15 protein-coding genes are annotated in these 14619 nt (G+C 34.3%); 6 read left to right on the top strand and 9 right to left on the bottom strand.

Annotation, left to right across the window (positions count from 1 at the left end; genetic code table 11):
• The first annotated feature begins 210 nt into the window (after window positions 1-210).
• Window positions 211-411 (top strand): cold-shock protein, encoded by a 201-nt coding sequence (locus tag ACIQ4I_RS11770; RefSeq protein WP_397537779.1) that lies wholly within the window; start codon window positions 211-213, stop codon window positions 409-411.
• 40 nt (window positions 412-451) lie between these two features.
• On the opposite strand, the gene ACIQ4I_RS11765 is transcribed toward ACIQ4I_RS11770, so the two are convergent.
• The 3 genes from ACIQ4I_RS11765 to ACIQ4I_RS11755 form a co-directional block, all read right to left on the bottom strand.
• Complete coding sequence (locus tag ACIQ4I_RS11765) at window positions 452-1759, bottom strand: hemolysin family protein (protein ID WP_403096172.1); 1308 nt, start codon at window positions 1757-1759, stop codon at window positions 452-454.
• Window positions 1760-2098: 339 nt separating this feature from the next.
• The gene (locus tag ACIQ4I_RS11760; RefSeq protein WP_403096171.1) at window positions 2099-3466 is read right to left on the bottom strand and encodes an aspartate kinase; all 1368 of its coding nucleotides are present in this window, start codon (window positions 3464-3466) and stop codon (window positions 2099-2101) included.
• A 255-nt stretch (window positions 3467-3721) separates the two neighbouring features.
• Window positions 3722-3916 carry a zinc-finger domain-containing protein gene (locus ACIQ4I_RS11755; protein WP_403096170.1) on the bottom strand — a complete coding sequence of 65 codons (195 nt, stop codon included), beginning with the start codon at window positions 3914-3916 and terminating at the stop codon, window positions 3722-3724.
• An 89-nt stretch (window positions 3917-4005) separates the two neighbouring features.
• On the opposite strand from ACIQ4I_RS11755, the gene ACIQ4I_RS11750 reads away from it, so the two are divergent.
• Window positions 4006-4398, top strand: a complete 393-nt coding sequence (locus ACIQ4I_RS11750; protein WP_403096169.1) for a ribonuclease HI family protein — start codon at window positions 4006-4008, stop codon at window positions 4396-4398.
• A 72-nt stretch (window positions 4399-4470) separates the two neighbouring features.
• On the opposite strand, the gene ACIQ4I_RS11745 is transcribed toward ACIQ4I_RS11750, so the two are convergent.
• The 5 genes from ACIQ4I_RS11745 to ACIQ4I_RS11725 form a co-directional block, all read right to left on the bottom strand.
• Window positions 4471-5649, bottom strand: a complete 1179-nt coding sequence (locus ACIQ4I_RS11745; protein WP_403096168.1) for an MFS transporter — start codon at window positions 5647-5649, stop codon at window positions 4471-4473.
• Between the two features lie 4 nt (window positions 5650-5653).
• Window positions 5654-6055, bottom strand: a complete 402-nt coding sequence (locus tag ACIQ4I_RS11740; protein ID WP_403096167.1) for a MarR family winged helix-turn-helix transcriptional regulator — start codon at window positions 6053-6055, stop codon at window positions 5654-5656.
• 166 nt (window positions 6056-6221) lie between these two features.
• A complete protein-coding gene (gene coaW / locus ACIQ4I_RS11735) occupies window positions 6222-7052 on the bottom strand; it encodes a type II pantothenate kinase (RefSeq protein ID WP_403096166.1) in 831 nt (276 codons plus the stop codon).
• A 502-nt stretch (window positions 7053-7554) separates the two neighbouring features.
• Complete coding sequence (locus ACIQ4I_RS11730; protein WP_403096165.1) at window positions 7555-7974, bottom strand: MarR family winged helix-turn-helix transcriptional regulator; 420 nt, start codon at window positions 7972-7974, stop codon at window positions 7555-7557.
• Between the two features lie 24 nt (window positions 7975-7998).
• Complete coding sequence (locus tag ACIQ4I_RS11725) at window positions 7999-8733, bottom strand: SDR family NAD(P)-dependent oxidoreductase (RefSeq protein WP_403096164.1); 735 nt, start codon at window positions 8731-8733, stop codon at window positions 7999-8001.
• A 163-nt stretch (window positions 8734-8896) separates the two neighbouring features.
• Here ACIQ4I_RS11725 and ACIQ4I_RS11720 point away from each other — a divergent pair, with 163 nt between their 5' ends.
• Window positions 8897-9715, top strand: a complete 819-nt coding sequence (locus ACIQ4I_RS11720) for a squalene/phytoene synthase family protein (RefSeq protein WP_403096163.1) — start codon at window positions 8897-8899, stop codon at window positions 9713-9715.
• 62 nt (window positions 9716-9777) lie between these two features.
• Here the strand turns inward: ACIQ4I_RS11720 and ACIQ4I_RS11715 are convergent, their stop codons facing one another.
• Window positions 9778-10233: a YaiI/YqxD family protein gene (locus ACIQ4I_RS11715; protein WP_403096162.1), complete on the bottom strand. Its 456-nt coding sequence runs from the start codon at window positions 10231-10233 to the stop codon at window positions 9778-9780.
• A 192-nt stretch (window positions 10234-10425) separates the two neighbouring features.
• Here ACIQ4I_RS11715 and gdhA point away from each other — a divergent pair, with 192 nt between their 5' ends.
• The 3 genes from gdhA (at window position 10426) to pepF (ending at window position 14604) form a co-directional block, all read left to right on the top strand.
• The gene (gene gdhA / locus ACIQ4I_RS11710; RefSeq protein ID WP_403096161.1) at window positions 10426-11799 is read left to right on the top strand and encodes an NADP-specific glutamate dehydrogenase; all 1374 of its coding nucleotides are present in this window, start codon (window positions 10426-10428) and stop codon (window positions 11797-11799) included.
• Between the two features lie 158 nt (window positions 11800-11957).
• Window positions 11958-12644, top strand: a complete 687-nt coding sequence (locus tag ACIQ4I_RS11705) for a phosphoribosylaminoimidazolesuccinocarboxamide synthase (protein ID WP_403096160.1) — start codon at window positions 11958-11960, stop codon at window positions 12642-12644.
• 145 nt (window positions 12645-12789) lie between these two features.
• The gene (pepF, locus tag ACIQ4I_RS11700) at window positions 12790-14604 is read left to right on the top strand and encodes an oligoendopeptidase F (RefSeq protein WP_403096159.1); all 1815 of its coding nucleotides are present in this window, start codon (window positions 12790-12792) and stop codon (window positions 14602-14604) included.
• Window positions 14605-14619 lie beyond the last annotated feature (15 nt).

The following is a 14619-nucleotide window of genomic DNA, read 5'->3' as shown; positions in this document are numbered from 1 at the left end:
ATCATTTATTATTGGATAAAGTGAAACTTCACTCCGTGTGGATTTTCTTCTCTCCCATGAAGTGTTAGTAAACAAATCAGGTTTTACGGACAGTTGATTCCTTACTTTCTTGTCTCACACTAGGGTCTTGAAGTGGAAGTGGATGTCTGGACTTGCCGCTAATGCGTAATAAATGTGAAAATTTGAATTTTGTTATTGGGAGGAACGCGAATGCACCACGGAAAAGTAAAATGGTTCGATAACGAAAAAGGCTATGGTTTTATTGAGTACAATAATGGTGATGACGTTTTTGTCCATTTCACTGGCATTCAAGAAGAAGGTTTTCGTACTTTAGATGAAGGACAAAATGTGAGTTTCGATATTATCGAAGGAAACCGCGGTCCCCAAGCGGCAAATGTAATTAAATTATAAATATAAAAGCTACTCAGTCGAATGACTGAATAGCTTTTTTCTATGCCCCTACCCTTTTTGCTTCAATTCTAACGATTTGATGCTTATTCACTTCATTTACGATAAATTGAAAACCGTCTGCTTCAAAGAAATCGCCTTCTTTTGCATTATCTTGGTGTGACATAAACCAGCCACCAATTGTATCAATCGCTTCCTCATCAATTTGTACACCCAACATATCATTTACTTGATTAAGCAATACTTTACCATCGAAACTAAAATGGCCTTCGGCTACTTTTTGAATCTCTGGTAATTCATCACCATCAAACTCGTCTCTAATTTCACCAACGATTTCTTCAATAATATCTTCAATCGTTACAAGTCCTGATGTGCCGCCGTATTCATCAAGTAGAATGGCCATATGAATTCTCTCTTTTTGAAATTTAACGAGTAGATTGTTAATTGGGACTGTTTCAATAATACGAATAACTGGTTGTATATAATTCTGCACTGTTTCAGATCCGCTTTTTTCATCTATAATAAGCGCTGATAAAAGCTGTTTCATATTAACGATTCCTATTACGTGGTCTTTATCGCCATCAGTAACTGGATAACGTGTATATTGCTCCAAATTCATCAACTCAAAAACTTCATCTAATGTTGTTTCTTTATCAAAACTTACAATTTCAGTCCGAGGCACCATAATTTCCTTTGCAATCCGTTCATCAAACTCAAAAATTTGATTCACTAATTTATATTCGGAAGGATTGATTTCACCATTCTTATAGCTATCGGATAAAATCATACGTAATTCTTCCTCACTATGAACTTCTTCACCTTCGGATTGCATTTTTAAGCCAAAAATACTCGTCAAAACTCTCGCTGATCCATTTAATAATTTGATTACTGGATACATGATGTTATGAAAAAGTATTAAAATCCCTGAAAAATTCAAGGTAATCTTCTCTGCTTGTTGAATCGCAAAAGTCTTCGGTGCTAATTCACCTACTACAACATGTAAAAACGTTACAACTGAGAAAGCAACAATAAAGGACAACAATGTTGCTGTACTTCCTTCTATGCCAATTGCTTCAAAAAGCGGATGCAATAGTTTATCTGCTACTGGTTCGCCAATCCACCCTAAGCCGAGTGCTGTAATTGTAATACCTAGCTGACAAGCAGATAAATATTCATCTAGTTGTGTTAGCACTTTTTTCGCTTTTATCGCTTTTTTGTTGCCCTCTGTGAGTAACTGATCGATTCGCGTTGTCCTCACTTTTACAATTGCGAATTCAGTTGCGACAAAAAATCCTGTCATCGCAATTAAAATAACAAACAGAACTAAATTACTGGCTATTTCAATGTCCAAATACGGTCTCTCTACGTCAAATACATTTTTTCAACGTAGAGAATTCACCTCCTGTTTTTCTTACTATTCTAAATTTATAGGAAATCATATTAAAAAAGCAAACTAAAGCTGTTATTAATATATTATTTTTTTCTAAAATTATAAAAGATTTCACTTTTTCTTTTAGCAAGACTTTATTTAACAATGCTGTTGATGTATCATCCGTTTCGCTACAGAAGTATACTTTTCCTCAGGGGCCTTCGCCTTTCGTTCAAGTAAGAATGCTATAAAAAATTAACAATATCATAATAAGAGACTATAAAAAAACACCTTAATTAAAAGGCGTTTTGTTTACAATATTTATCTTACAGCTACAACTGCAAAAAACTCATTATATAATGCTTGCAAAATCACATTTTCAAATTTTTCTTGGACACCAAATGACAAACTTACTTCTGACGACCCTTGGTTAATCATTTCGATATTCGCACCTGTTTTTGAAATAGTTGCAGTTGCTCGTGCTGCTAAACCAGTATTATTTTTCATGCCTTCTCCCACAACAACAATCATCGAAAAACCGTGGCGGAAGTATACATCATCTGCATGCAATTCTCTATAAACACGATTAATAATTCGTTCTTCTTTCATAGGTGATAATTGGTGGGTACGAATAATAACCGAAATATCATCCAATCCAGATGGTGTGTGTTCATATGAAATCTGTTCTTCTTCTAAGATTTGAAGTAATTTACGTCCAATTCCTATTTCTCTATTCATCAAATATTTTCTTACATATAAAATGGAGAATCCCGAGTCTGCTGAAATCCCTGTAACTGGTCGAAGATTTTCTTTTCGGTTTGAAACGATTCTTGTTCCCTCTGCATGAGGATTGTTTGTATTTTTAATGTTAACTGGGATACCTAGTTTAACAACAGGCATTAATGCTTCATGATGAAATACAGAAAAACCGGCATATGAAAGTTCTCCCATTTCTCTGTATGTAATTTCTTCAATTTCTAAAGGATTAGTTATAACATTCGGATTTACGCTATATACACAATCCACATCTGTAAAGTTTTCATACAGACTAGCTTGAACAGAAGCTGCCAAAATTGAGCCTGTAATATCAGAGCCTCCACGATCAAAGGTACGTAATACACCGTCTTTAGTATATCCAAAGAAACCTGGAAAAACGATTACTTCTGCAGAATTTTTTAGCGCGTTTAGATTAACATAAGCTTCTGGCTGAGCTTGAGCTCGTTCAGGTCCACTATTTACAATTAGTCCCGCCTCTTTAGGACTAACATATTTTGCATTAATACCAATATTGTTAAAAAACTTCGCTATCATTTTGGCATTATTATCTTCGCCACTTGCTTTTAATGTATCAAGTAAATATTCCTCACTAATTTTTGAAGCCTTATCAATTCGTGCATGTAAATCTGCTGCAATTTCTTCAGTAATTGAAGGGTCAAGTCCTAAGCCTTCCGCATTTTCTTTATACCGATTAACCACATTTTGCAGTTTTTCTTCATACTTGATTTTTGCAATAATTGCTTCTGCTAATTCAATTAATAAATCAGTGACTTTGAAATCCTCACTATATCGTTTACCTGGTGCAGATACTACTACAAATCTTCGAGTAACATCAGATTTTACAATTGCAGCTACTTTTTTGATTTGCTCTGCACTCGCGACTGAAGTTCCACCAAATTTACATACTTTCATCTCATCAGATCCTTACGTTATTTTTCTTTTGTACCCCTATAGCAAACAATTGTTTTTTCACAGTGTACAGATTATATTAAAAATAGTCAATACATTTAGTTAAATTACTATTCTAAATTTATACAATTGAACATTCATCAAAAATATCTAGGATACAATTATATTCGTTTCTTTAGATTTTCTCTACAAACATTTAAAAAAACACCATAAGAAAACTTATGGTGTCTTTTACAAAAAAATCTATGTTTTAAATTATTATGATTTTGTATAATACTTTAATAATTCTTGACCTAAAAACTGTAACTGCTCACCGACTGTGCAAGATTCAATACAAAATTTATGAGCACCTGCTTTGCCACGCTCTTTTCGCATTTGTTCTTTTGCTAAACAGCCTTCGCAATAGTTTCCTAACAGTTCATCGATATCTTTTACGATGGTGACCTGCTCCATCAAAGTGAATCACCTCATTTGCAGTATTTGTCTATTCTACTACCGATATGTGTTAAGATGCAAGTATAGAACTTGGAAGTGGTGATGAGATGTTAGAAGTATATATTGATGCTGCAAGTGCAGGAAATCCAGGTCCCAGTGCCATTGGCGTTTTCATAAAAGGCGAGGGTCACCAAGTTAAAATAAGTGAACCCATTGGTATTACAAATAATCATGTTGCTGAATTTATGGCTCTTATTCGAGGATTGCAAGAAGCAGCAAAGTTATCTACTGGTATAATTTCTGTTCGTTCTGATTCTAAAATCGTAGTTGCTTCTATTGAAAAAGAATTTGTAAAAAATGAAGAGTATAAACCTTATTTAGAAGCTGCATTGAAACTAACAGGACAATTTGATTTGTTCTTTATAAAATGGATTCCAGATTCACAAAATAAAGCTGCAGATGCACTTGCTAGACAAGGGATCCAAAAAGGAAAACATTGATTTGCAGTTATATAAGAAAGTAATAAGGATTGAACTTTAAATCATCTAAGTTCAATCCTTATTATTTCCTTTTTAAATTGTTTGATGCTGTGGCTTTCGAATTGTTTTAATAAAATAAACTAAACATGTAATGAAGACTACTACTGCTGCAACTACATAAACAGCATCATAATGATAATGCGTTGCTACAATTCCTAGCAACCACGATCCAAGTGCAATCCCTACATCGAATAGAGTGAAGAAAGTGGCTGTTGCGTAACCACTTCGACTATGTTCTGTTGATTGAACGCAAAGTGATTGTAAACTTGGCACCAATGCACCGTACCCCAAACCAACCAAAACACCTGCTACTAAAAACAAGACAGGTCCATTTACTGAAGCTAATGTCAATAATCCAAGTACAAAAAAAAGGAATCCAGGGATTATAACATATTTAGGGCCTTTCGTATCATATAGTTTCCCCGTGAACGGACGTGTTATAAGCATAGCTGCTGCATACACTAAATAAAACACACTAGCTACTCCCATCAAATGTTGTTCCTTAGCATAAACTGATAAGAAGGATAAAATACTTGAATATGAAATTGCAATAAAACAAGCAAAAAATGCATATGGTAAAGCCTTTTTCTCAAATAAATCAGAAAGTGTAAAAGATAATTTATCTGGTTTTGGTGGAACTGGCAGATCATCTAACTTAATAGTCATTGCACACAGACCACCTAAAATAACAACAATACTCATTATTATAAATAACATCTCAAAATCTAAATATTGAATGACAAGTAACCCAACAAATGGACCTAATACTACTGCCAAGTTTAGAGACATTGTAAAATATCCTAATCCTGTACCTTTTCGTGATCTTGGCACAATGTCTGCTGCAATTGAGTTATTTGCGGTTGTTAAGATACTAAAAGAAATACCTTGAATAAAACGCAATACGAGTAGTAACAGGAATGGTTTTATAAAGATGTATAAAAGAGTTGTAATTAGATAGAGGATCAAACTCATTAATAGCATTTTTCTTTTTCCGACTATATCAAGAACTTTCCCGGTAAATGGTCGAATAAGAATTGCAGAAAGCAAGAAGATTGAAAGGAGTAATCCTGCATCACCTTCTGAACGATGAAGCTCTCCAGTAGTATATAGTGGGAGAACAGAAACTAATCCATAAAACACAAAAAATACGCTCATATTCGTGCAAAATAAGCTAATAAATCTTTTCGTCCATATTCTATTTTGGTCTTCCAAAAAATCATCTTCCCTTCAATTTTCGTAAGAGAGACAAAAACATCTGTTGTTCTTCAATGGTTAATCCTTTGGCAATTGAATTTTCAAATTGTATTACAGCTGCTTCAACTGCTGGATACTTTTTAAGTCCTTCTTCAGACAATGTGACGATCTTCGAACGACGATCTTCTCCATCATGTCGTACTAACCAGCCAAGTTGTTCTAATCTTGTAACTGTTCTTGTTACAGTTGGTGCTTCAACATTCAAATACTTCCATATTTCTGTTAATGTCATCTCTTTATGTTGATGCACCGTAAACAAAATAGACCATTGGCTATTGTATAAACCATAGTCTTTTAAAACAGTATTTAAATTGTTAGTGAATTGTCTTGTCGTTTGAAAGATTTCGTGAAAAATAATGTTCATTATATCCTCCGTATATTATTTACCTAGGTAAATAACTATAATTAGTGTATGCCTAAGTTTTATATTTGTAAATAGTTTTTGTCATAACATAAAATGAAACTGCTAACATTGTATTAACACAATAAAAAAACTTAATAACCGCTTACAGGGCTATTAAGTCTTTTTATTAATCCATAATATTCATTAAAGCTCCAATAGCTCCACTGAAACCATGATCTTCTAGAAAAACAGGCGTTTTCTTTTTTAAAATAGTATAGTCGGCGATTATTTCTCGCAACTTGTCATTTTGGTCTAGTGTTGTACCAATATAAATAATATGCTCAACATCCATTTGTTCAGCTAATTGAATACTTAGTGTCGTAATTACTTCACCTACTAAACCTTGTACAGTTGCTAATATATCCGCTGATTCGTATTTTGCAGATTCTTTTATACCCACTTTTCCAAAATTACTGGCAGTTAAGGAAGGTTTCAGCTCAACTGGTGTTTCAATGCCTTGAAAAATCTCTTCCACCAACAAATCTATATCTTGTCGGTTACCATCTTTAGCAAGTTGAAGTATTTCCTTATAATCTTTAATACCAGTAGTTAAAGCTGCAAGGCCGATTAAAGTACCTCCGCCTACACCTGTTCCTCCCACTCTCTTATGCTCCGTATCATCCATATAATGAATAGAAGTACCAGTACCTACATTCGTAATAATACTTTTCTCAAATTGATGGTCTTCTTTCGCTAATTGATAGCGGACCCCCTTCAAGGTAGCTTCGAATTCTACTATATAATGAATCGATTTATCCGAATCTAACATCGCCTTAATTTGTCCTGTTCGGCCACCTGTTAGACCAATTTCTTCAATATCTTCTTGTTGCTGAATCCAATCTAGTATAGCTGGTAAATCATTTGACGGGAAATGCTTTAGCTGTATTTCATGCTGATCATTTAAATATGCCAACTTTGTCAGCGTTCCCCCAGCGTCTATTCCTATTGCCTTTGTCATACAAATCTCCTTTTTAATCGCCCACTAACACTTTACTCCATAATATTGGAATGTTCAATTTGGATTTTGGAAATCAATTTTTTTACTTTGCTTGGTAGAGGATTGATTCCCACTACAACTGTTTGACTTTCTTTTTCTATTCTAATCTAAACAACTTTTAGTCAAAGTCTGTCATATGTAATCGACTTCAAATACCGGAATCAACGTGTCTCTTTGCATATCAATTTTTTCAACAGCCTACGGTAATAATTCTTTCTACATACATCTAATATTCAATCCCTATCAGATAATACCACTTTAATTTTTTCATATTATAGCATAATGGGTATACTTTGAAAATGCTTTCAAAGATTTAAATCCCTATAGAAATATAGGCAATCAAATGCCTTTGCAAATTAAGATAAAAGGATGTTTATTTATGAGGAGACGCTATACAGAATACAAATGGATTACTAATATAATAAAGAGTTCCATTCTTGTAGGCGGGAATGGAACTCTTTTATTATTGATTATTTAATTTAGTATAAATCAAAAGCATTTGTGAGATTTCGTCATCAGTTAAGACTTTGAAATATTCTTTTTTCAGTTCTTGACCTAGTACTGTTGCTTGTTCCAGTACATCTAATCCTAACTGTGTTAATGCTAAATAAGAGATACGGCGATCTTCAGAGTCTGCTTTTCGAAGACAGTAATGATTGGTAATTAACTTGTCCGATAAATGTGTTAAAGACGCGGGTGCAAACTCTAGATATTTGGCAATATCTGAAGGTCTGCTTGGGCCATTATCTTTTAAATAACTAAGAACTAATATATGAGATATGCCAATGTTAACTTGGAAAAGTTTTTTCCAACACAAAATCATTTTCGCATTTACTTTATCCATCTCATGAAGTAATTCAAATAGGGTTGGATTTTCGTGCATGCTCTCCCCCCTCTTTTATATAAATTATTGTGCTGAATAGCCACCATCAATTACTAATTCTGCACCAGTGATGTAGGAAGCTTCATCAGATGCTAAGAATAATGATGCATTCGCAACTTCTTCTGGTTTGCCTAGACGGCCCATTGGAGTTGCACGGATTAACATATCCATAGCTTCTTTAAATTGACCTATATTAGCTGTCATAGGAGTTTCAATCACACCTGGAAATACAGTGTTTACTCGGATGTTAAATTTACCAAGTTCAGCAGCTGCAGCACGTGCAATTGCTCGTAATGATCCTTTAGAAGCTGTATAAGAGTTTGTGCCTGAACCGATTAATGCAGTGTAAGAACATGTGTTAACAATTGATCCTTTACCTGCTTCCTTCATATATTGTTTAACATGTTTGATCCCTAAGAACGGGCCAAATGAGTTGATTTTGTGTATCAATGCCCAATCATCTGCAGTAATATCATCAGGTGATTTTTGAGATGAAATACCTGCATTGTTGATTAAGATATCAATACGTCCATATTTTTCAACGATTGCTTTTGTTAGTTCTGCCCAGTTTTCGTCAGAAGTAACATCAAGTTTCATACCTTCAACGCCATCAATTTCGGCTATATTATCTAAGTTTTCCTCGCTAATATCAGCAGCGATAACTGTTGCTCCTTCTTTAGCAAATAATTCTGCCATTTTAGCTCCCATACCTGATGCTCCACCAGTTACAATTGTAATTTTATTTTCTAGTCTACCCATTTGTAAAATCTCCTTTAACATTAAAAATTTAGACATCTAAATATTAGCATGTGGAAAATTTTTTAGCAAAAGATTTAAACTTATATGTAGATTTAATTTTCTATTTTGTCGAATTTGAGATAGGATATAGTTAATGCTTTACATCGAACGGAGGAAGTCCCAATTGACACAACAAAAAGAATTATATAAAGAAGCAATGGCCGTTTTAAAAGCGACAAGCCGAACTTTCTTTATTCCTATAACCTTTTTAGATAAGGAGTTAAAAACTACTGTTGCAACAGCTTACTTATGCATGCGCGCAATCGATGAAATCGAAGATCATGAAGAGTTGCCTAATCAAATAAAAACAGATTTACTAAATGCAACAAGCAAATTATTATTAAAACCTTTTGATAATGAAGCTTATCTTAAGTTAGTAGAACCATATGCAGACCTATTACCTGAAGTTTCTTTGCGTCTTGCAGACTGGTTATCCCTTTGCCCAGATGAAATTCGTGATACAGTAGCAGCTTCAACTAGTGAAATGGCAGAAGGTATGGCAAAATGGGCAGCTAAAGGCTGGATTGTTAAAACAAAAGAAGATTTAGATGAATATACTTACTATGTAGCAGGTCTTGTTGGCACGATGCTATCTGAAATTTGGCGATGGGGAGCAGGTATCGAAACAGATCGTGAGCTTGCAATTGGATATGGTCGCGGCTTACAAGCTGTCAATATTTTGCGTAATCAAGAAGAAGATAAAGAACGCGGAGTAAGCTTTGTTCCAGAGGGTTGGACACGCGATGATTTATTTAAATATGCGCAAGAAAATTTAGCTAAAGCAGATGAATATAATAAAAGCATTCCAAAACGAAGTGTATTAATGTTCTGTAAAATCCCATTAGCATTAGCTCATAAAACGCTTGAGGCCATGCTCAAAGGTCATGAAAAAATGACTCGTAAAGAAGTGGAACAAACTGTGGAGGAAGTTACAACAGAGTAGAATTTTATAGTATGAAAGCTGGTAGCGAATATGCAACCAGCTTTTTTTATACACTACATCGTTTATCCATTGCTATTTTTCAGAACATGTTCACACAAATTTCGGAAATTATTAATAAATTTATCATTTATTTCTTTTGTTCTTTTTTTAGGACCTTTTGTACGACCACCAGCTTGACGAATTTTCTGATTTAAATGCCGTGAATATAAAAGCTGATCAATATTCTTCGAAGTATATTGCAAACCATTTTGATTCATCACATAAGCACCTCTAGCTAACACCATTGCTGCAAGTCCATAGTCTTGTGTGATTGTAATATCCCCTTTATGGATTTGATTAACTAGTGCAAAATCGACTGCATCTGCACCTTTTGACACGATTACGGTTTTCACTCCTTCTATTTCAAAATGGTGAGATGTATCACAAAAGATAATTACTTCTAATTGAAATTCCTTTGCTATTTGAATGGTCTCTGATACAACAGGACAGCCATCGGCATCTATACATATTTTTGTCATCTGACTTCCCTCCTATATATAGTTTACCTTATTTTTAACCTAACATTAATTTGCTAAATTGTCACAATTGTTAGCGTTTTCACGTTAAATTATCTATCAATTTTGCATTTTTATAATTTTCAGTGATTGAAAACCCATTTGATTATGTCTAATATATGTTTATAAGTCAAAATTTTATGGGGGTTTTTCTTAATGGTAACAACGATGTCAGATTCACAAAAAACAGCAACTGAGTATATTGATAAAGTGTATAACAATCTTAAAGAACATCATGGGCATGAACCCGAGTTTTTACAAGCAGTAAAAGAAATTCTCTATTCTTTAACACCTGTCTTTGCTAAGCGTCCTGAATATATGCAAGCAAGCCTCTTAGAACGAATTGTTGAACCTGAGCGTGTTGTAAAGTTCCGTGTTTCTTGGGAAGATGACAATGGTAAAATCCAAGTAAACCGTGGATATCGTGTACAATACAGTTCTTCAATTGGACCTTACAAAGGTGGTCTTCGCTTCCATCCATCCGTAAACGAAAGTATCATTAAATTCTTAGGTTTTGAACAAATTTTCAAAAACTCTTTAACTGGCCAACCAATAGGCGGTGCTAAAGGTGGTTCAGATTTTGATCCTAAAGGTAAATCAGATGCAGAAATCATGCGCTTCTGTCAAGCATTCATGACAGAGTTACACAAATATATTGGCCCAGATGTAGACGTACCAGCTGGTGACATCGGTGTGGGAGCTCGTGAAATTGGTTTCTTATTTGGTCAATACAACCGTATCCGTGGTGCATATGAACCTGGTGTGATTACAGGTAAATTACCTCGCTTTGGTGGATCTTTAGCTCGTAAAGAAGCTACTGGCTATGGCTGCGTTTACTTCGTACAAGAAATGTTAAAAGAAATTGATATGACATTCAACGGTGCAACTGTTGTAGTATCTGGTTCAGGTAACGTTTCAACATACGCAATTGAAAAAGCGCAACAATTAGGTGCGAAAGTTGTAGCTTGTTCCGATTCTAATGGCTATATTTATGATCCAAATGGTATCAACTTAGATACAGTTAAAGAAATTAAAGAAGTGCGTCATGGTCGTATTAAAGAATATGTTGAAATACATCCAGATGCAACTTACCAAGAAGGGTGCAATGGTATTTGGACAATCCCATGCGACATTGCCCTTCCATGTGCAACACAAAATGAAATCGATGAAGAGTCAGCAAAAATCCTTGTAAAGAATGGCGTGAAAGCTGTTGGTGAAGGTGCTAATATGCCATCTACTCTACAAGCAATTAATGTCTATTTTGAAAATAAAGTACTATTTGCTCCTGCCAAAGCAGCGAATGCAGGTGGTGTAGCCGTTTCAGCATTGGAAATGGCACAAAATAGTATGCGTCTATTCTGGACTTTTGAAGAAGTAGACGAAAAACTACATGACATTATGAAATCAATTTATCTAAACAGTGTAGAAGCTTCGAAAGAATTTGGTCATGAAGGAAATCTTTTAATCGGTGCGAATATAGCTGGTTTCTTAAAAGTAGCCGACGCAATGATTGCACAAGGTGTAATTTAAATTAATAAATCATTTTTTCTAAAGTAGTAAATCCATATGGGTTTACTACTTTTTATCATTTTATTTATTTATTTGTGCTATTTTTCCTTTTTTTAAGATTTTTTTCACTATTACCAATAACAATAACTTACAATAACATTGAAATGGGGGTATGAAAAATGGAACTGGTTTACAAAGGAAAAACAAAGGATGTATTTAAAGTAGATGATAGTCATTTAGTATTACAGTTTAAGGATGATGTTACTGGTGAAAATGGGGTATTTGATCCAGGTGCAAACACTGTTGGGTTAACGATCGATGGTGCGGGTCGCGCCGGTCTTAGCTTAACAACATTCTTTTATAAGAGACTAAATGCTATCGATGTTCCGACACATTTTATTTCTTCAAACATCGATGAAGCTACAATGACTGTGAAACCTGCAACTGTATTTGGCAAAGGGCTAGAAGTCATTTGCCGATTCCATGCAAATGGTAGTTTTTTAAAACGTTATGGTGCTTATATTGAAGATGGCAAAGAACTCGACTCTTTCGTTGAAGTAACGATAAAAGACGATGAACGACAAGATCCGCCTATTTCAAAGGACGCATTGGCTATGCTAGAAATTTTAACTGAAGAAGAATATGAAGTATTAAAACAGCATACTATTGACATTTCAAATTTTGTAAGAACTGAATTAGCAAAAAAAGGGCTAACTCTACACGATATTAAGTTAGAATTTGGCCGTGACGCAAAAACTGGCGAAATATTATTAATCGATGAAATATCTGGTGGGAATATGCGCGCTTATAAAGGTAAGGAATACATTGAACCATTAGAACTCGAGAAAATAATGTTAGCAATTTAATACACTATACCTAACGATAGATCCCTCTTTTCCGGATATAACGTTAGGTTTTTTTACCTCCTGATTTATCTGAAATATTTTACTTTACGAAATATACGATTTATAATGAAAATAATTCGTATTACGTAATAAAGGAGTGTTTCAATTGATAGATAATGTATTAAAACGTCAAGATGTTCCTGTTGCTGAGACTTGGGACTTGTCAGATCTAGTGCCAAATGAAGAGGCATACAATGCCGGTGTCAAAAAAATTGTTGAAGATGCAAAAAATTTCAACAACAAATATCAAGGTCATATTACAGATGCAAAGCAAATTGTAAATGTTATTTCTGATTATGAAGCTTTAGCTGAATCAATTATTCCATTGGGTTCATTTGTTGAATTAGACCTTGAAGTCGATCAAACAAATGATGCTGCACAAATTCGTACAAGTAAATTTGGAACAATTTCTTCCCAAATCGCTAGTTTAGTATCTTTTGTACATAGCGAAATTTTAGAATTACCTACAGAATTATTAGAAGAAGCGATTAAATTAGCACCGAATTATACTCACTATATAAATCGCTTAATCGATAAAAAAGCGTATCAACTACATCCTGAAGTTGAAAAAACTTTAGCTGCACTTGGTTCTACTTTTGATGCCGCTTATGGTTTGTACAATACTGCGAAATTAGTTGATATGAAATTTGAAAACTTCACTGTTGGTGATCAAAGTTACCCATTAAGTTACAACCTTTTTGAAGGAGATTGGGAATTAGAATCAGATACCGATGTTCGTCGTCAAGCTTTTAAAGCCTTTTCTGAAAAGCTTGCTGACTATCAACATACAACAGCTAAAACTTATAACACTCATGTTCAAACAGAAAAGACAATAGCTGATTTACGTGGTTATGATTCTGTAACTGATTATTTATTATTTGACCAAGAAGTTGATCGTGATTTATATAATCGTCAAATAGATGTCATTATGAAAGAATTAGCTCCCCATATGCGTCGCTATGCAAAACTTTTACAAAAAGAACATGGCTTAGAAAAAATGACATTTGCCGATTTGAAAATTTCATTAGATCCAAACTATGAACCATCCATTACTATCGAAGAATCAAGAGATTATATGAAAAAGGCACTTGCTGTTATGGGTGAAGATTATCTCGAAATGATTGATCGTGCATTTGAAGATCGCTGGATTGACTTTGCGAATAATGAAGGAAAATCTACAGGTGCATTCTGCGCTAGTCCATATGGTTCGCATTCCTATATTTTAATTTCTTGGACACAACGCATGAATGAAGTCTTTGTATTAGCTCATGAACTTGGTCATGCTGGTCACTTCAGAAATGCGCATAAAAACCAATCGCTATTTAATAGTGAATCATCTACTTATTTTGTAGAATCACCATCAACTATGAATGAAATGTTGATTGCTAACTATTTGTTAAATAATTCAGATGACCCTCGTTTCAAACGTTGGGTTATTGCTACAATTATTGCGCGTACTTACTACCATAACTTTGTTACACACTTATTAGAAGCAGCTTATCAACGTAAAGTGTATGAATTAGTAGATGCTGGAGAAAGTGTAAATGCGACGATTTTAAACAATTTAAAACGCTCTGTTTTAGAAGAATTCTGGGGAGAAGACGTAGAAATTAATAAAGGTGCAGAGCTAACTTGGATGCGTCAACCACACTATTACATGGGTTTATACCCATACACTTATAGTGCTGGGCTTACGATTTCTACACAAGTTTCACATCGTATTTTACATGAAGGTCAACCTGCAGTAGATGACTGGATAAAAGTTCTTCAAGCTGGTGGTACTAAAACACCTGTTGAATTGGCACAAATGGCTGGTGTGAATATTACAACAGACAAACCACTGCAAGATACTATTGCCTTTATCGGCTCATTAATTGATCAATTAGAAGCATTGACTGAAGAAATTCATCAAGTAAAATAATACACGACTTATATA

This window comes from Rummeliibacillus sp. NPDC094406 (assembly GCF_044763875.1).
GTDB lineage: Bacteria > Bacillota > Bacilli > Bacillales_A > Planococcaceae > Rummeliibacillus.
The sequence above is the reverse complement of the archived record's forward strand: the minus strand, read 5'-3'. Positions and strand labels throughout refer to the sequence as shown.

Coding starts and splice junctions, on each gene's coding strand:
- ACIQ4I_RS11715 (WP_403096162.1), bottom strand. CDS start 10,233: ATGACAAAAATATGTATAGATGCCGATGGCTGTCCTGTTGTATCAGAG.
- ACIQ4I_RS11770 (WP_397537779.1), top strand. CDS start 211: ATGCACCACGGAAAAGTAAAATGGTTCGATAACGAAAAAGGCTATGGT.
- ACIQ4I_RS11730 (WP_403096165.1), bottom strand. CDS start 7,974: ATGCACGAAAATCCAACCCTATTTGAATTACTTCATGAGATGGATAAA.
- ACIQ4I_RS11740 (WP_403096167.1), bottom strand. CDS start 6,055: ATGAACATTATTTTTCACGAAATCTTTCAAACGACAAGACAATTCACT.
- gdhA (WP_403096161.1), top strand. CDS start 10,426: ATGGTAACAACGATGTCAGATTCACAAAAAACAGCAACTGAGTATATT.
- ACIQ4I_RS11755 (WP_403096170.1), bottom strand. CDS start 3,916: ATGGAGCAGGTCACCATCGTAAAAGATATCGATGAACTGTTAGGAAAC.
- coaW (WP_403096166.1), bottom strand. CDS start 7,052: ATGACAAAGGCAATAGGAATAGACGCTGGGGGAACGCTGACAAAGTTG.
- ACIQ4I_RS11760 (WP_403096171.1), bottom strand. CDS start 3,466: ATGAAAGTATGTAAATTTGGTGGAACTTCAGTCGCGAGTGCAGAGCAA.
- ACIQ4I_RS11705 (WP_403096160.1), top strand. CDS start 11,958: ATGGAACTGGTTTACAAAGGAAAAACAAAGGATGTATTTAAAGTAGAT.
- ACIQ4I_RS11725 (WP_403096164.1), bottom strand. CDS start 8,733: ATGGGTAGACTAGAAAATAAAATTACAATTGTAACTGGTGGAGCATCA.
- ACIQ4I_RS11750 (WP_403096169.1), top strand. CDS start 4,006: ATGTTAGAAGTATATATTGATGCTGCAAGTGCAGGAAATCCAGGTCCC.